This is a genomic window from Pseudomonas sp. Pc102 (genome assembly GCF_018408275.1).
Classification (GTDB): Bacteria; Pseudomonadota; Gammaproteobacteria; order Pseudomonadales; family Pseudomonadaceae; genus Metapseudomonas; species Metapseudomonas tohonis.
Map to the genome: position 1 here is coordinate 4294489 of NZ_AP021905.1, position 17230 is coordinate 4311718.

Annotated in this window: 18 protein-coding genes; all 18 read right to left on the reverse strand. The window is 65.0% G+C overall.

Translation table 11 applies throughout. The annotated features are described in order from the left end of the window. Positions 1-13: 13 nt before the first annotated feature. The 18 genes from motD to fliL all read right to left on the reverse strand — a co-directional run bounded on the left by motD (position 14) and on the right by fliL (position 17210). Entirely contained in the window at positions 14-901 is an 888-nt protein-coding gene (motD, locus tag PHLH3_RS19545; RefSeq protein WP_111260868.1) for a flagellar motor protein MotD, read from the reverse strand. A 10-nt stretch (positions 902-911) separates the two neighbouring features. Further along, on the reverse strand, positions 912-1652 hold the full coding sequence (locus PHLH3_RS19550; protein WP_111260869.1) for a flagellar motor protein: 741 nt from the start codon (positions 1650-1652) through the stop codon (positions 912-914). A gap of 16 nt (positions 1653-1668) precedes the next feature. Then, the gene (locus tag PHLH3_RS19555; protein ID WP_173177814.1) at positions 1669-2784 is read right to left on the reverse strand and encodes a chemotaxis response regulator protein-glutamate methylesterase; all 1116 of its coding nucleotides are present in this window, start codon (positions 2782-2784) and stop codon (positions 1669-1671) included. Between the two features lie 40 nt (positions 2785-2824). Further along, positions 2825-5101: a chemotaxis protein CheA gene (locus tag PHLH3_RS19560; protein ID WP_213625449.1), complete on the reverse strand. Its 2277-nt coding sequence runs from the start codon at positions 5099-5101 to the stop codon at positions 2825-2827. A gap of 11 nt (positions 5102-5112) precedes the next feature. Further along, positions 5113-5901 (reverse strand): protein phosphatase CheZ, encoded by a 789-nt coding sequence (locus PHLH3_RS19565; protein WP_111260872.1) that lies wholly within the window; start codon positions 5899-5901, stop codon positions 5113-5115. 19 nt (positions 5902-5920) lie between these two features. Next, positions 5921-6295 carry a chemotaxis response regulator CheY gene (locus PHLH3_RS19570; protein WP_003083073.1) on the reverse strand — a complete coding sequence of 125 codons (375 nt, stop codon included), beginning with the start codon at positions 6293-6295 and terminating at the stop codon, positions 5921-5923. A gap of 84 nt (positions 6296-6379) precedes the next feature. Beyond that, entirely contained in the window at positions 6380-7126 is a 747-nt protein-coding gene (fliA, locus tag PHLH3_RS19575; RefSeq protein ID WP_031288164.1) for an RNA polymerase sigma factor FliA, read from the reverse strand. Continuing rightward, positions 7123-7956 carry a flagellar synthesis regulator FleN gene (gene fleN, locus PHLH3_RS19580; RefSeq protein ID WP_021220576.1) on the reverse strand — a complete coding sequence of 278 codons (834 nt, stop codon included), beginning with the start codon at positions 7954-7956 and terminating at the stop codon, positions 7123-7125. Before fleN ends, fliA begins: the two co-directional genes overlap by 4 nt. A gap of 73 nt (positions 7957-8029) precedes the next feature. Next, complete coding sequence (gene flhF / locus PHLH3_RS19585) at positions 8030-9391, reverse strand: flagellar biosynthesis protein FlhF (RefSeq protein ID WP_173177808.1); 1362 nt, start codon at positions 9389-9391, stop codon at positions 8030-8032. A 15-nt stretch (positions 9392-9406) separates the two neighbouring features. Further along, entirely contained in the window at positions 9407-11530 is a 2124-nt protein-coding gene (gene flhA / locus PHLH3_RS19590; protein WP_111260874.1) for a flagellar biosynthesis protein FlhA, read from the reverse strand. A gap of 155 nt (positions 11531-11685) precedes the next feature. Continuing rightward, entirely contained in the window at positions 11686-12822 is a 1137-nt protein-coding gene (flhB, locus tag PHLH3_RS19595) for a flagellar biosynthesis protein FlhB (protein ID WP_213625450.1), read from the reverse strand. Between the two features lie 75 nt (positions 12823-12897). Further along, positions 12898-13674, reverse strand: a complete 777-nt coding sequence (fliR, locus tag PHLH3_RS19600; RefSeq protein WP_213625451.1) for a flagellar biosynthetic protein FliR — start codon at positions 13672-13674, stop codon at positions 12898-12900. Between the two features lies 1 nt (position 13675). Further along, positions 13676-13945 (reverse strand): flagellar biosynthesis protein FliQ, encoded by a 270-nt coding sequence (fliQ, locus tag PHLH3_RS19605; protein WP_021220581.1) that lies wholly within the window; start codon positions 13943-13945, stop codon positions 13676-13678. A gap of 2 nt (positions 13946-13947) precedes the next feature. Further along, positions 13948-14703: a flagellar type III secretion system pore protein FliP gene (fliP, locus tag PHLH3_RS19610; protein ID WP_173177800.1), complete on the reverse strand. Its 756-nt coding sequence runs from the start codon at positions 14701-14703 to the stop codon at positions 13948-13950. After that, complete coding sequence (gene fliO / locus PHLH3_RS19615) at positions 14703-15176, reverse strand: flagellar biosynthetic protein FliO (protein ID WP_213625452.1); 474 nt, start codon at positions 15174-15176, stop codon at positions 14703-14705. Before fliO ends, fliP begins: the two co-directional genes overlap by 1 nt. Before the next feature lie 4 nt (positions 15177-15180). Continuing rightward, positions 15181-15651 carry a flagellar motor switch protein FliN gene (gene fliN / locus PHLH3_RS19620; protein WP_173177796.1) on the reverse strand — a complete coding sequence of 157 codons (471 nt, stop codon included), beginning with the start codon at positions 15649-15651 and terminating at the stop codon, positions 15181-15183. A gap of 41 nt (positions 15652-15692) precedes the next feature. Then, the gene (fliM, locus tag PHLH3_RS19625) at positions 15693-16664 is read right to left on the reverse strand and encodes a flagellar motor switch protein FliM (RefSeq protein ID WP_111260880.1); all 972 of its coding nucleotides are present in this window, start codon (positions 16662-16664) and stop codon (positions 15693-15695) included. A gap of 12 nt (positions 16665-16676) precedes the next feature. Beyond that, complete coding sequence (gene fliL / locus PHLH3_RS19630) at positions 16677-17210, reverse strand: flagellar basal body-associated protein FliL (RefSeq protein WP_213625453.1); 534 nt, start codon at positions 17208-17210, stop codon at positions 16677-16679. Positions 17211-17230 lie beyond the last annotated feature (20 nt).

The following is a 17230-nucleotide window of genomic DNA, read 5'->3' on the forward strand; positions in this document are numbered from 1 at the left end:
GCCTTGCCGAGAATCATTGTCCGCCTGCGGGGGCCGGCGACGGGGAATTGACGCCCCCCTCTGCAGAGGGGCTCGCTGCTGGCGACGGTGCAGGTTGCGTGCCAGCACGCTGCAAGGCGCCATCAGGTTTCGCATTGGCACTGCCGACGCCGCTCACCGCGCGGCGCACGTCCAGATTGCGGGAGATCACCAATACCACGCGGCGGTTACGCCCGCGCCCTTCCGCCGTCGCGTTGTCGGCTACCGGCTGGAACTCGCCATAGCCGACCGCCGCCAGCCGCGCCGGGTTCACACCGTCCATCGACAACATCCGCACGATGCTCGCAGCCCGCGCCGTAGACAACTCCCAGTTGGAAGGATAGTTCGCCGTGCTGATCGGCAGGTTATCGGTGAAACCTTCCACGTGCACCGGGTTTTCGTAGGGGGCGAGGATCTTCGCGACCTTTTCGATGATGGTGAAGGCTTCGTTGGCCGGAATGGCGTCGCCGCTGGGGAACAGCAGGCTGGAGTTCAACTCGATCTCCACCCACAGCTCGTTGCCGCGAACCGTCATCTGCTCGTCCTTGATAAGGTCGCCGAACGCATCGCTGATGTTGCGGGTGATTTCCCGCAACGGATCGCTGGCGTCGCCGTCGCTGCTGCCGGAGTCCTGGGTCATGGACTTGTCGGACTCGGTGGTGCGCGGGCGCTCCTCGCCCACGGGTATCGGCTTGATCGAACGGTCCGGCTGGTTGAAGACCCCGGTCAGGCTCTCCGAGAGGATCTTGTACTTGCCTTCGTTGATCGAGGAGATGGAATACATCACCACGAAGAAGGCGAACAACAGGGTGATGAAGTCGGCGTAGGAGACCAGCCAACGCTCGTGATTCTCGTGTTCTTCCTGATGACGTCTGCGGGCCATGTCGCCTCCATCAGTCCATAAAGCCTTGCAGCTTCAACTCGATGGAGCGCGGGTTCTCGCCCTCGCCGATGGAAAGGATGCCTTCGAGCAGCATTTCCCGGTAGCGCGACTGGCGCATGGCAATGGACTTGAGCTTGTTGCCGATGGGCAGCAGCAGCAGGTTGGCGAAGCCGACGCCGTAGATGGTGGCGACGAAGGCCACCGCGATACCGCCGCCCAGCTGGCTGGGATCGGCCAGGTTGCCCATCACGTGGATCAGGCCCATCACCGCGCCGATGATGCCGATGGTCGGAGCGTAGCCGCCCATGCTCTCGAACACCTTGGCGGCCTGGAAGTCGCGGGCTTCCTGGGTGTAGAGGTCCACTTCGAGGATGCTGCGGATGGCCTCCGGCTCGGCGCCGTCCACCAGTAGCTGGAGGCCCTTGCGGGCATAGGCGTCGGGCTCGGAATCGGCGATGGGCTCCAGTCCCAGGAGGCCTTCCTTGCGCGCCGCCATGCTCCAGCCGACCACGCGGTTGATGCCGCCGGCGAGGTCGATCTGCGGCGGGAAGATGATCCAGCGGATGACGACCAGGGAGCGCTTGAACACGCTCATGGGGGTCTGCAGGAACGCCGCGCCGAGGGTACCGCCGATGACGATCAGTGCCGCAGGGCCGTTGAGCAAGGCCCCGGCGTGCCCACCTTCCAGGTAGTTGCCACCGATGATCGCGACGAGCGCGAGAATGACCCCGACGAGACTCAGTACATCCATTGAAGCGTGCTCTCCATTACAGGCACGCCTCGGCGATGTGCCTGCCGATATCGTCGAGCCCGTAAACGGCATCGGCCAGGTTGGCCTTCACTATGGCCATGGGCATGCCGTAGATCACGCAGCTGGCCTCATCCTGCGCCCACACCTGGCTGCCGCCCTGCTTGAGCAGGCGCGCGCCCTCACGGCCATCGGCGCCCATGCCGGTCAGTACCACCGCCAGGACCTTGTCGTTATAGGCCTTGGCCGCGGAACCGAAGGTGATGTCCACGCAGGGTTTGTAGTTCAGGCGTTCATCGCCGGGGAGGATGCGCACGGTGCCGCGCGCGTCCACCATCATCTGCTTGCCACCGGGCGCCAGCAGCGCCAGGCCGGGGCGCAGCACGTCACCGTCCTCGGCCTCCTTGACGGATATCCGGCAGAGCTTGTCGAGGCGCTCGGCAAAGGCCTTGGTGAAGGCGGCCGGCATGTGCTGGATCAGGACGATGGGCGCCGGAAAGTTGCCGGGCAGCTGGGTCAGCACCCGCTGCAGGGCCACCGGGCCGCCAGTCGAGGTACCGATGGCCACCAGCTTGTAGGACTTGCGCTTGGGGCTCGGGCTGGAGGAGCCGCCAGCGCTTGAGGCCGGTGCAGGCGCAGCGCCGGCACTGGGGCGCGAGGGGGCCGGAGCGGGCGCGGCGTGGCTCGGCGACGGCGTCGGGGCCGCCGGAGCCGGGCTGTAGCTGCTGTAGCGACGGTTGCTGCGTGCGATGCTGTGGACCTTCTCGCAGAGCAACTGCTTGACCTTGTCGGGGTTGCGCGAGATGTCCTCGAAATTCTTCGGCAGGAAATCCACCGCACCCGCGTCCAGGGCGTCCAGGGTCACCCGGGCGCCTTCGTGGGTCAGGGAGGAGAACATCAGCACGGGGGTCGGGCAGCGCTGCATGATGTGCCGCACTGCAGTGATGCCGTCCATCATCGGCATCTCGTAGTCCATGGTGATCACGTCCGGCTTGAGCGCCAGCGCCTGGTCGATGGCCTCGCGACCATTGGTGGCGGTACCGATCACCTGGATATTGGGGTCGGCGGACAGAATCTCCGAAACGCGACGGCGGAAGAACCCGGAGTCATCAACCACCAGAACCTTGACTGCCATAAACACTCCTAACAGGCGGCCCGAGGGGCCGCCTAATCGATCAACCGCGGCGCGCGTAGCGCTTGAGCATGCTCGGCACGTCGAGAATCAGGGCGATGCGCCCATCACCGGTGATGGTCGCGCCGGACATGCCGGGCGTGCCCTGGAGCATTTTGCCCAGGGGCTTGATCACCACCTCTTCCTGGCCGACCAGTTGGTCCACCACGAAGCCGATGCGCTGGGTGCCCACGGAGAGGATCACCACATGGCCTTCGCCCTGTTCCTCGTGGGCGGCATCGCGAACCAGCCAGCGCTTGAGGTAGAACAGCGGCAGTGCCTTGTCGCGGACTATCACCACCTCCTGGCCGTCCACCACGTTGGTGCGCGACAGGTCGAGGTGGAATATCTCGTTGACGTTGACCAGCGGGAAGGCGAAGGCCTGGTTGGCCAGCATAACCATCAGGGTCGGCATGATCGCCAGGGTCAGCGGCACCTTGATGACGATCTTCGAGCCCTGCCCCTTCTGCGAGAACACGTTGACCGTGCCGTTGAGCTGGGAAATCTTGGTCTTCACCACGTCCATGCCGACACCACGGCCGGAGACATCGGAGATCTCGGTCTTGGTCGAGAAGCCCGGGGCGAAGATCAGGTTGTAGCACTCCAGGTCGGTCAGGCGGTCGGCGGCGTCCTTGTCCAGCAACCCCTTCTCCACCGCCTTGGCGCGGAGGATGTTGGCATCCATGCCCTTGCCGTCGTCGGTGATCATCAGGAGGATGTGGTCGCCTTCCTGCTCGGCGGAGAGCACCACGCGGCCTGTGCGCGGCTTGCCGGCGGCCTCGCGCTCCTCGGGCGTCTCGACGCCGTGGTCGACGGCGTTGCGCACCAGGTGGACCAGCGGGTCGGCCAGGGCTTCGACCAGGTTCTTGTCGAGGTCGGTCTCCTCGCCCACCAGCTCGAGGTTGATCTCTTTCTTCAGGTTGCGCGCCAGGTCGCGGACCAGGCGCGGGAAGCGGCCGAAGACCTTCTTGATCGGCTGCATGCGCGTCTTCATGACGGCGGTCTGCAGGTCGGCGGTGACCACGTCGAGGTTGGACACGGCCTTGGCCATGGACTCGTCGCCGCTGTTCAGGCCGAGGCGCACCAGGCGGTTACGCACCAGCACCAGCTCGCCGACCATGTTCATGATCTCGTCCAGGCGCGCAGTGTCCACGCGCACCGTGGTCTCGGCTTCGCTGGCGGGGGACGCGGCCTTGTCGGCCGCCGCCGGTGCAGGCGCCGCAGCGGGTTTGGCAGCAGGCTTGGGCGGCTCGGCGGCCTTCGGAGCCGCGAGCTTCGCGGCGGCAGCAGGCTTGGCGGCCGGTGCGGCAGCAGGCTTGGCCGGTGCCGCGGGTTTGGCGGGCGCGACCTCGGCAGCCTCGGCAACGAACTTGCCCTTGCCGTGCAGTTGGTCGAGCAGCGCTTCGAATTCGTCGTCGGTGATGTTGTCGCCGGCGCCGGGTGCAGCCGCCTGCGGGGCGGGTGCGGCAGAAGCCGGTGCGGCGGCTTCCGTCGCAGCGAACTTGCCCTTGCCATGCAACTGGTCGAGCAGCGCTTCGAACTCGTCGTCACTGATCTCGTCGCCCCCACCGGCAGCCGGTGCGGCAGGCGCGGGTGCGGCTGCGGCCGGCTTCGCCGATGCGGCGGCCTCGGTCGGCTCGGCAACGAACTTGCCCTTGCCATGCAACTGGTCGAGCAAGGCTTCGAATTCGTCGTCGCTGATCTCGTCGCTGCCGGCAGCGACTGCAGCAGGGGACGCCGGACTTTCGGCAGCAGGCGCGTCGAGCACGTTCAGCAGTTGCTCGAACTCGCTGTCGGTGATGTCGCCGGATGCGGCGGGAGCGGCCTCGGCGACCGGTTCAGGCTCGGGCTCGTACTCCGGCTCGGCGGCGGGCGCTTCCTCGTCGTCGCCACCCGGCTCGGCCAGCCGCGCCAGGGCGGCGAGCAGCTCGGGAGTGGCCGGCGTAGGCTCGGCACGCTCACGCACCTGGCTGAACATCTCGTTGACCGTATCCAGCGCCTGCAGGACCACGTCCATGAGCTCCGCCGTCACGCGGCGTTCGCCCTTGCGCAAGATGTCGAACACGTTCTCGGCGATGTGGCAGCACTCCACCAGCGCATTCAGCTGGAGGAAACCGGCACCACCCTTGACCGTGTGGAAGCCGCGGAAAATGGCATTGAGCAGATCCATATCGTCCGGACGGCTCTCGAGCTCGACCAGCTGTTCGGACAATTGCTCCAATATTTCGCCGGCCTCAACCAGGAAGTCCTGGAGGATTTCTTCATCGGCGTCGAAGCTCATTCGGTTGCTCCCTAGAATCCAAGGCTGGATAACAGATCATCGACATCGACCTGACCGGACACGACATCATCACGCTTATCGGCATTGATCTGCGGACCTTCACCCCTGGAAGGCTCTTTTTGTTTTTCTTTTTCAGCCACGAGCTCCGCACGGTCGTGCTGGATGCCGGCGAAACGATCAACGTCGCTGGCCATCAGTACCAGTTTCACCAGATTGCTCTCGACTTCGGTGACCAGCTGGGTAACGCGCTTGATCACCTGGCCGGTCAGGTCCTGGTAGTCCTGAGCGAGAAGGATGTCGTTCATTCTGGACGAAAGCTGCTCGGTGTCGCGTTGACTGCGAGCAAGGAAGGTCTCGATACGCTTGGCCAGGTCGCGGAACGCATCCGCGCCAATTTCCCGACGCATAAAGCGGCCCCACTCCTCACCCAGGCTCTGGGCTTCGTCGCCCAGCCCGTTGAGCAGCGGCGCGCTCTCTTCCACCAGGTCCATGGTCCGGTTGGCGGCCTTCTCCGTCATCTTCACTACGTAGGAGAGACGATCGGTGGCATCGGCGATCTGCGAGACCTCGGTGGCGTGAGGCAGGTGCGGGTCGATCTGGAAGTTGACGATCGCAGTGTGCAGCTCGCGCGTCAGCTTGCCGACTTCCTGGTAGAGCCCACGGTCACGGACCTTGTTGAGTTCATGGATGAGTTGCACGGCATCGCCGAAATTGCCTTTTTCAAGGGTCTCGACCAGCTCGCGCGCATGGTTTTTCAGGGTCGACTCTAGGTCTCCCGATTGGGAATCTTTCTGGTCCATGGCGTCCTCGCGACTGGCATCAGCCGTTGACCCGTTCGAAGATCTTCTCGATCTTCTCTTTGAGCACCTGGGCGGTGAAAGGCTTGACCACATAGCCATTCACACCGGCCTGGGCCGCTTCGATGATCTGGTCACGCTTGGCCTCGGCCGTCACCATCAGCACCGGCAGGTGCTTGAGGCGCTCGTCGGCACGCACGGCGCGCAACAGATCGATTCCGGTCATGCCGGGCATGTTCCAGTCGGTGACCAGGAAATCGAAATTGCCACTGTGCAGCATGGGTAGAGCGGTGGTGCCATCATCGGCCTCTGCGGTATTGGTGAAACCCAAGTCACGCAGGAGGTTCTTGATGATGCGTCTCATCGTCGAGAAATCGTCCACGATGAGGATTTTCATGTTCTTGTCCAAATCGACCTCCGTACAGTCCTAAACGCCCCCGAATAACGGGGGCGTCGATCAATCGAAAAACCGGCGTGCCGATCAGTGTGCTCGCCACTCGCCCAGCCGCGACCGTAAACGCGCGGCACATTGGCTGTGCAACTGGCTCACACGCGATTCACTGACCCCCAGCACTTCGCCGATTTCCTTCAAATTCAGCTCTTCGTCGTAATACAGCGCCAGTACCAGGCGCTCTCGTTCCGGCAGATTGGCGATGGCGTCAGCCAGCGCCGCCTGGAAGCGCTCGTCTTCCAGATCATTCGAAGGTTCGAGATGGGTGACTCCGGTATCTTCGTGCGTCGCGCCATGCTCACCGTCCTGCAACAGGTCGTCGAAGCTGAACAGGCGACTGCCCAAAGTGTCGCTCAGGATGCCGTAGTAATCTTCGAGACTCAATCCAAGTTCGGCCGCAACTTCCTGATCTTTAGCGTCTCGCCCGGTTCTCGCCTCAATTTTCCGGATGGCATCGCTCACCATCCGGGTGTTGCGGTGGACCGAACGTGGTGCCCAGTCCCCCTTCCTCACTTCGTCGAGCATGGCACCGCGGATGCGGATGCCGGCGTAGGTCTCGAAACTGGCGCCCTTGCTGGAATCGTATTTCTTCGAGGCTTCGAGCAGGCCGATCATGCCGGCCTGCATCAGGTCCTCCACCTGCACGTTGGCCGGCAGGCGGCCCAGCAGGTGGTAGGCGATACGTTTGACCAGCGGCGCGTAGCGCTCGATCAGCTGGTGCTGGGAATCCCTAGCCTGTGCCTTGTTGTACATACGAAGTCCACTAGCGGGTGTCATATGGCCGAATCCGCGATCGGTTGCTGCACCAGGCGCTCGACGAAGAACTCCAGATGACCGCGTGGGTTCGCCGGCAGGGGCCAGCTATCCACCTTCTGGGCAATCGCCTTGAACGCCAGGGCGCACTTCGAGCGCGGGAAGGCTTCGTAAACCGCGCGCTGCTTCTGCACGGCCTTGCGTACGGATTCGTCATAGGGCACCGCACCGACGTACTGCAAGGCCACATCCAGGAAGCGATCAGTCACTTTTGTCAGCTTAGCAAAGAGGTTGCGACCCTCCTGTGGACTGTGTGCCATGTTGGCCAATACGCGGAAACGGCTCATGCCGTAGTCGCGGTTGAGGAGCTTGATCAAAGCATAGGCGTCGGTGATGGAGGTGGGTTCGTCACAGACGACCACTATCACTTCCTGTGCCGCACGCACGAAGCTGACCACCGCATCGCCGATACCGGCGGCGGTGTCGATCACCAGCACATCGAGGTTGTCGCTGATCTCGCTGAAGGCCTGGATCAGGCCGGCGTGCTGCATGGGCGAGAGCTGCACCATGCTCTGGGTACCGGACGCTGCAGGAACGATGCGCACACCCCCGGGCCCTTGCAGCAGCACGTCTCGCAGGTCGCACTCGCCGGCGATAACGTCGGCCAGGGTGCGCTTGGCGGTGAGGCCGAGCAACACGTCGACGTTGGCCAGGCCGAGGTCGGCGTCCAGCAGCATGACCCGGCGACCGAGATCGGCGAGGGCCAGCGAGAGGTTCACCGACACGTTGGTCTTGCCGACGCCACCCTTGCCGCCGGTCACAGCAATCACCTGTACGGGATGCAAACTACCCATTTATCACACCTTGTCTCACGTCGACTGGGCCACTTGGCGGGCTCGGGCCACTCATCCGGAGTGGCTTGGGGTTCTAACCGACTCGGCGGGCCGGATTCTGGTACAGGCCGGCGAAGAGGTCGGCCATGGCTTCTTCGCTGGGGTCTTCCGGGGTCTGCAGGCTGACCGCACGACTCACCAGCTGGTGGCTGCGGGGCACCTGCAGGTCATCCGGAATCCTAGGCCCATCAGCGAGATAGGCTACCGGGAGATGCTGGCCGATAGCCAGTCCTAAAACCTCTCCCAGGCTCGCCGCTTCGTCGAGCTTGGTCAGGATGCAGCCGGAAAGACCGCAGCGCTTGTAACTATGGTAGGCCGCCTTTAGCACTTGGCTCTGACTGGTTGCGGCCAGCACCAGATAATTCCTGGCTTTGACTCCTCTGCTGGCCAACGTTTCCAACTGCATTTTAAGCGCAGGATCGGCTGCCGGCAGGCCCGCCGTATCGATCAGCACCACGCGCTTGCGCGCCAGGGGCGCCAGGGCCTGGGTCAGGGACTGGCCCGGGTCGACGTGGGTCACGGAGACGTTGAGGATGCGCCCGAGGGTCTTGAGTTGCTCCTGGGCGCCGATGCGATAGCTGTCCATGCTCACCAGGGCGATCTGCTGGGCGCCGTACTTGAGCACGTAGCGCGCAGCCAGCTTGGCCAGGGTGGTGGTCTTGCCCATGCCGGCAGGGCCGACCAGGGCGATCACTCCACCCTCCTCCAGCGGCTCCTGCTGCGGGGTGCGGATGGCATGGGCCAGGTGGGCCAGGACCATGCGCCAGGCCTGGCGCGGGTCCTTGACCGAAGCGACGCGCTCCATCAGCGCCCGCGAAAGTTCAGCAGACAGGCCCATGCGCTGCAGGCGACGCCAGAGGCCGGCCTGCTGCGGGCGGCGGCTCTGCATCTGGCCCCAGGCGATGGAGCCGAGTTGTACTTCGATCAGCTCACGCAGGCCGTTGAGCTCGAAACGCATGGCGTCCAGGCTGCGCTGGTCGGCGGCGGCCGGCGCGGCGGGCCTGGCCGGAGCGGCGGCGGGAGACGGGGCCACCGGCGCGGCGGACGGGCGCTCCAGGCGCGACGAACGCATGGCGGCGGCGAGGCTTTCCGGGGACAGCTCCGAGCGGTCGGCGATCAGCTGGCGGTTCTTGCCGGCATCGGCCTGGCCACCGCGGTTGCTCAGCTCCGCGTGGGCCTCGGCGATGCGGGCCTGGGTGCGGCGCAGCTCGGCTTCGAGGGCCGGGTTGGGCTTGCTCGGCGCGGGAGCCGGCATGGGATAGTCGAGCGCGGCGGTGATCTCCACGCCACCTGCGACCCGACGGGTGCCGATGATGGAGGCATCCGCGCCCAGTTCGTCCCGCACCAGTTTCATGGCCTGGCGCATATCCGCAGCGAAGAAGCGTTTGACCTGCATGGCCTGTGACCTCGGTTAGTTCTGCCCCACAGTCGCGACTATGGTGACCTGCTTGTTGTCCGGTATTTCCTGGTAGGCCAGCACGTGCATGGTTGGCACGGCGAGCCTTGCGAAGCGCGACAGCATCGCCCGGATCGGCCCGGCCACCAGCAGGATGGCCTGCTTGCCGAGCATCTCCTGGCGCTGCGCCGCTTCCACCAGGGAACGTTGCAGCTTCTCGGCCATGCCAGGCTCCAGGAGGATGCCATCCTCGGAGCCTTGCCCGGCCTTCTGCATGCTACTGAGCAATATCTGTTCCAACCTGGGCTCCAGGGTGATCACAGGCAGCTCCGGCTCTAGTCCCACAATGCTTTGCACGATTGCGCGGGCGAGCGCCACGCGAACCGCTGCCACCATAGCGGCGGGATCTTGACTCTTCGGGGCGACGTTGGCGATCGCCTCGGCGATGGTGCGGATGTCGCGCACCGGTACCTGCTCCTGCAGCAGCGCTTGCAGCACCTTGAGCAGGGTCGAGAGCGACACCAGGCCCGGCACCAGTTCCTCGGCCAGCTTCGGCGAGCTCTTGGCCAGCAATTGCATGAGCTGCTGCACCTCCTCGTGCCCGAGCAACTCGTGGGCGTGCTTGTGCAGGATCTGGTTGAGGTGGGTGGCGACCACGGTGCTGGCGTCCACCACCGTGTAGCCGAGGGACTGCGCCTGGTCGCGCTGGCTGCCATCGATCCATACGGCTTCCAGGCCGAACGCCGGATCCTTGGCGGCGATGCCATTGAGGGTGCCGAATACCTGGCCCGGGTTGATCGCCAGCTCGCGATCCGGGTAGACCTCCGCCTCGGCCACGCTGACGCCCATCAGGGTCAGGCGATAGGCGTTGGGCAGCAGGTCGAGGTTGTCGCGGATGTGCACCGAGGGCATGAGGAAGCCCATTTCCTGGGACAGCTTCTTGCGCACGCCCTTGATCCGGGTGAGCAGTTGCCCCCCCTGGTTGCGGTCCACCAGGGGGATCAGCCGGTAGCCGACCTCGAGGCCGACCATGTCCACCGGGGTGACGTCGTCCCAGCCCAGCTCCTTGGTCTCCGGGGCGCGCTGGGCGGGTAGCAGTTCCTGCTGGCGCTGCGCTTCCTGGACGGCCACCTCCTTCTCCTTCTGGCCCTTGCGCCAGATCCACCAGGCACCGCCGGCGGCGATCAGGCCGAGGCCGAGGAAGGACACGTGGGGCATGCCCGGGACCAGGCCCATGGCGATGAGGATGGCGGCGGAAACGGCCAGGGCCTTGGGCGAGGCGAACATCTGGCGGTTGACCTGCTGGCCCATGTCCTCGGAGCTGGAGACGCGGGTCACCATGATCGCGGCGGCGGTGGACAGCAGCAGAGAGGGGATCTGCGCCACCAGGCCATCACCGATGGTCAGCAGGGAGTAGATGCGCCCGGCGTCGCCGAAGGTCAGGCCGTGCTGGATGATGCCGATGGCCATGCCGCCGATCAGGTTGATGAACAGGATCAGCAGGCCGGCGATGGCGTCACCGCGGACGAACTTGCTGGCACCGTCCATGGAACCGTAGAAGTCGGCTTCCTGGGAGACTTCGGCGCGGCGCTTCTTGGCCTCGACCTGATCGATGATGCCGGCGTTGAGGTCGGCGTCGATCGCCATCTGCTTGCCGGGCATGGCGTCCAGGGTGAAACGCGCGCTCACCTCGGAGATACGCCCGGCACCCTTGGTGACCACGACGAAGTTGATGATCATCAAGATCGCGAAGATCACCGCACCGACCACGTAGTTGCCGCCGATGACCACCTCACCGAAGGCCTGGATCACCTTGCCCGCGGCATCGTGGCCGTCCTGGCCGTGGAGCAGCACCACGCGGCTGGACGCCACGTTCAGTGCCAGGCGCAGCAGGGTCGAGACCAGCAGGATGGTGGGGAAGACCGCGAAGTCCAGCGGGCGCAGGGCGTAGACGCTGACCAGCAGGACCACGATGGAGAGGGCGATGTTGAAGGTGAAGAACACGTCCAGAAGGAACGGCGGCACCGGCAACGTCATCATGCCGAGCATGATCAGCACCAGCAGCGGCACCCCCAGGTTGCCCCTGGAAAGGCTGGCGAAGTTGCCGCGCACGTTGCCGATCAGTTGCGAACGATCCAAATCTCTACCCTCACGCAATGGCGAAACACAGCCCTCGCCCATTCAATCTTTTGACGCGCGGATGCGCGCTGGAGGGCTTGTGCAAGAAGCTCACCAACTTCGCCGGAATCGGCTTTTCAGAGGGGTTGCAGGGGCAGTGGCCGACCGCCCGCGGGTCAGTCGTCGCGGCGCAGGTCGGCAGGGATCGGCGGCTCCGCCAGGGGCGCGGGGCGCTTGCCCTTGCCGGCGCGGAACTGCTTGAGCTGGTAGACGTAGGCCAGCACCTGGGCGACCGCCAGGTACAGGCCGGCGGGGATTTCCTGGTCCAGTTCGGTGGAGTAGAACACCGCCCGCGCCAGGGCCGGGGACTCCAGCACGGTGATCTTGTGCTCCTGGGCGATCTCGCGAATCTTCAGGGCGGTGAAGTCGTTGCCCTTGGCCAGCAGCAACGGCGCCGTGCCCTTGGCCGGGTCGTACTTCAGGGCCACGGCGAAGTGGGTCGGGTTGGTGATCACCACGTCGGCCTGGGGCACGGCGGACATCATGCGGCGCTCAGCCATCTCGCGCTGCATGCGCCGGATGCGCGACTTGACCTCGGGCTTGCCCTCGCTGTCCTTGTACTCGTCGCGCACTTCCTGCTTGGTCATCATCAGCTTCTGCTTGTTGTCCCAGAGCTGGTAGGGCACGTCGATGGCGGCGATCAGGATCAGGCCGCAGGCCAGCCAGACCGCACTCCAGCCCACCACCTGGACACTGTGCAGGATGGCCTGCTCCAGCGGCTCGTGGGCGATGGCCAGGAGATCGTCGGCATCCGAGGACAGCACCATCAGCGCCACCATCAGGATCAGCCCGAACTTACCCAGCGCCTTGAGCAGCTCCACCACCGCGTGCATGGAGAACATGCGCTTGAGGCCGGACAGCGGGTTCATGCGGCTGAACTTGGGTGCCAGCGCCTCGAAGGAGAACAGCCAGCCACCCAGGGAGATGGGCGCCACCAGGGAGACGATGAGCAGGGTCACCAGCAGCGGCGTGATGGCCGAGAGCGCCATCTGACCAGACTGCAACAACCACAACGCCATGCTGCGCTCATCCATCAGCACCTCGCGCGGCAGGGTGAAGTTGGACTGCATCATGCGCATCATCATGTCCGCCAGGCCGCCGCCGGAGGCCAGCACGCCCCCTGCGCCGCCCAGGGTGATGGCGAGGGTGTTGAGCTCCCTGGAACGGGCGATCTGCCCTTTCTCGCGCGCCTCCTGCTGGCGTTTCGCCGTGGGTTCTTCGCTCTTGTCCGCCCCGCTCTCACTCTCCGCCATGGCGCACCTCGGCAGCAGGCCCGGCTAACCGGCCGGGACGGGCAATGGGCTGCGCACAGCCAAGCTGGACGATCATCAGCGCGCCCTCGCCAGCTCGCGCAGGAGCTGCAAGGCGTCGGAGGCGAGGATCTGGTACTGGGCGAGGATGTCGGCCATGCCGATCCAGATGATCACCAGGCCCAGGGCCACCGTCAGCGGGAAGCCGATGGAGAAGATGTTCAGTTGCGGCGCCGCGCGGGTCATCACGCCGAAGGCGATGTTGACCACCAGCAGCGCGGTGATCGCCGGCAGCGCCAGCAGCAGGCCGGCGCCGAGCACCCAGCCGAGCTTGGTGGCCAGCTCCCAGTAATGCGCGGCCATCAGGCCGCCTCCCACCGGCAGGGTGACGAAGCTCTCGGCGAGCACCTCGAACACCACCAGGTGGCCGTTCATGGCCAGGAACAGCAGGGTCACCAGCATGGTGAAGAACTGCCCGATCACCGGCACCGAGACGCCGTTGGTGGGGTCGACCATCGAGGCGAAACCCAGGCCCATCTGCACCGCGAGGATCTGCCCGGCGACGACAAAGGCGTGGAAGAACAGTTGCAGGGCGAAGCCCATCACCGCGCCGACCAGGATCTGTTCGGCGATCAGCAGGAAGGATTGCAGGCTGATGGCATCCACCACCGGCATCGGCGGCAGCGAAGGCGCCAGCACCGTGGTGATGCCGAGGGCCAGGTACAGCCGCACCCGGGTCGGCACCAGCTGGGTGCCGATCAGCGGCATGGTCATCAGCAGGGAGGCGATGCGGAACAGCGGCAACAGGTAGCCGCCGAGCATCCCGCCGATCTGCGCCGCACTCAGCTCGAACATGTCAGCCGATCAGCATGGGGATGTTGTGGTAGAGGTTGGTCATGTACTCCATCAGCTCGCGGGTCAGCCAGGGCCCGGCCCACATGAGCGAGATCAGCATCACCAACAGGCGCGGCAGGAAGCTCAGGGTCTGCTCGTTGATCTGCGTGGCGGCCTGGAACATGGCGACGATGAGGCCCACCACCAGGCTGGGCACCACGAGGATGCCGACGATCACGCAGGTCAGCCACAGCGCTTCGCGGAACAGGTCGACAGCGACTTCGGGCGTCATGGCTAAACCCCTCCAAAGCTTCCGGCGAGCGTGCCGATGATCAGCGCCCAGCCATCCACGAGCACGAACAGCATGATCTTGAACGGCAGCGAGATGATCAGCGGCGACAGCATCATCATGCCCATCGCCATCAGCACGCTGGCCACCACCAGGTCGATGATCAGGAACGGGATGAAGATCATGAAGCCGATCTGGAATGCGGTCTTCAGCTCGGACGTGATGAAGGCCGGGATCAGGATGGTCAGCGGCGCGGCGTCGGGCGACTGGATGTCGGTGCGCTTGGACAGGCGCACGAACAGCTCCAGGTCGCTGGAGCGGGTCTGCGCCAGCATGAAGTTCTTCACCGGCACCTCGGCGCGCTTGATCGCCTCCTGCGCCGGCAACTGCTCGTTGAGGTAGGGCTGCAGGGCGTCGCGGTTCACCTGGTCGAACACCGGCCCCATGATGAACATCGTCAGGAACAGCGCCATGCCGGTGAGGATCTGGTTCGATGGCGTCTGCTGCAGGCCCAGCGCCTGGCGCAGGATGGAGAAGACGATGATGATCCGGGTGAAGCTGGTCATCAGCATGACGAACGCCGGGATGAAGCTCAGCGCCGTCATGATCAGCAGGATCTGCAGGCTGACCGAGTATTCCTGCTGGCCTTCGGCGTTGGTCGACAGCGTGATGGCGGAGATCGACAGCGGGTCGTCGGCGCCCAGCGCCAGAGGTGCCGCCAGTGCCAGCAGCAGGGCGATCAGGATGCGCCAGTAACCCATCAGCTCTTGTCCTTGTCCTTGCCCAGCAACTCCATCAGGCGCTGGGCGAATTCCGGGGTTGCGGGCTCGGCGTCGGGCATGTGCACCGGCTCCTTGAGCACATGCAGCGGGGTGATGCGCCCGGCGGTCAGGCCGAGGAGTATCTGTTCGCCACCCACCTGCACCAGCACCAGCCGATCACGCGGCCCCAGCGCCTGGCTTGCGATCAGCTTGATCACCTGGCCGCCTCGGGGGCTCATCTGCTGGACCCGGCGCAGCAGCCAGGCGAGCAGGAAGATCACGCCCACCACCAGCAGCAGGCCGATAGTGAGCTGCCCGAGCTGTGCGGCAACACCGCCGCCGGCATTGACCACCGGAGCCGCTGCAGCGGGGGCCGCCATCGTCATCGGGGTGGCAGAGGCCGCCGGTGCGACCGGCTCGGCGGCGAAGGCCACCAGGGGCAGGCAGAGCAATGCGAACAGGAGTCGGCGCATGGTGTCAGCGCAGCTTCTTGATGCGTTCGCTGGGGCTGATCACGTCGGTCAGGCGGATGCCGAACTTCTCGTTGACCACAACGACCTCGCCATGGGCGATCAGGGTGCCGTTGACCAGCACGTCCAGCGGCTCGCCAGCCAGGCGGTCCAGCTCGATCACCGACCCCTGGTTCAACTGCAGCAGGTTGCGGATGGTGATGTCGGTGTTGCCCACTTCCATGGAGATCGACACCGGGATGTCGAGGATCACGTCGAGGTTGGGACCATCCAGGCTCACCGGCGCGTTGGAGCGCGGCATGCTGCCGAACTCTTCCATCGGCGCACGCGGATTGGACGGTGCCGCAGCGGCAGCCCCTTGGTTCATCAGCGCGTCGATATCGTCCTGGCTGGCCTCGTCGCCGGCCTCGGCCAGGGCCGCCGCCCACTCGTCGGCGAGCGCCTGTTCCTCGGGGGTGGTGTTTTCTTCGTCTGCCATCGGTTGACCTCGGCTGGCTCAAATGGGGTGTGGAGCGACCGTCAACGCTGGCGGTCGATCGGATCGAGAATCTGCAGGGCCAGGTTGCCCTTGTGGGCCCCCAGCTTGGCCTTGAAGGCCGGCACGCCGTTGGCGCGCATGATCATGTGCTCGGGCATCTCCACCGGGATCACGTCGCCCGGCTGCATGTGCAGGATGTCGCGCAGGCGTAGCTGGCGGCGGACCACGGTGGCGCCGACCGGCACGCTGACGTCGAGGATGTCCTCGCGCAGGGCCTTGATCCAGCGCTCGTCCTGGTCATCGACATCGGACTGGAAGCCGGCGTCGAGCATCTCGCGGATCGGCTCGATCATCGAGTAGGGCATGGTGATGTGCAGGTCGCCGCCGCCGCCATCGAGCTCGATGTGGAAGGTGGAGACCACGATCACCTCGCTGGGGCTGACGATGTTGGCCAGTGCCGGGTTCACTTCGGAGTTGATGTACTCGAAGTTCACGTCCATCACCGCGTGCCAGGCTTCCTTCAGGTCGACGAAGGCCTGGTCCAGCACCATGCGCACCACGCGCAGCTCGGTGGGGGTGAATTCCCGGCCCTCGATCTTGGCGTGACGGCCGTCACCGCCGAAGAAGTTGTCCACCAGCTTGAACACCAGCTTGGCGTCTAGGATGAACAGGCCGGTGCCGCGCAGCGGCTTCATCTTCACCAGGTTGAGGCTGGTGGGCACGTACAGCGAATGCACGTATTCACCGAACTTCATCACCTGCACGCCGCCCACCGCCACGTCCGCCGAGCGGCGCAGCAGGTTGAACATGCTGATGCGGGTGTAACGGGCAAAGCGCTCGTTGATCATCTCCAGGGTCGGCATGCGTCCGCGGACGATGCGATCCTGGCTGGTCAGGTCGTAGCTCTTGACGCTCCCGGGTTCCGCGTCGTTCTCGGTCTCGACCAGGCCGTCGTCGACGCCGTGGAGCAGCGCGTCGATCTCGTCCTGGGAAAGCAGGTCTTGGACTGCCATCGGTCTCCCCTGCTACTGCAATACGAAATTGGTGAACAGCACTTGTTCGATCGCCACCTTGCCGGTCTGCGCCTTGGCCACTTCCTGGATGGTCGCTGTCGCCTGCTGGCGCAGCATCTCCTTGCCAACCGGCGTGACCAGAGTGTCAAAGGTCTGGCTGGAAAAGAGCATCACCAGCTTGTTGCGCACCACCGGCATATGCACCTTCAGCGCGTCCATCTCGGCCTTGTCGCGGCCCATCAGCGCGACGGTCACCTGCATGTAGCGCTGATGGCCGTTCTGGTTGAAGTTGACCACAAAGGCCGGGGCCAGGGGTTCGTACAAGGCGATCTGCTTGACCGGAGCGGCATGCTCGGCAGCTGCCTCGGCGTCCTTGGCATCATCTTTCTTGGCATCGCCACGACCGAGCAGGAACCAGGTCGCTCCGACCGAGGCGCCCACCACCAGCAGCAGCACGACGACGAGCAGGATGATCAGTTTGAGCTTGCTCTTGCCAGCCGGCTTCTCGTCGCTGCCCGCGTCTGCCTTCGCTTCTTTCTTCGCCATGCCAAAATTCCGTCGCTGAT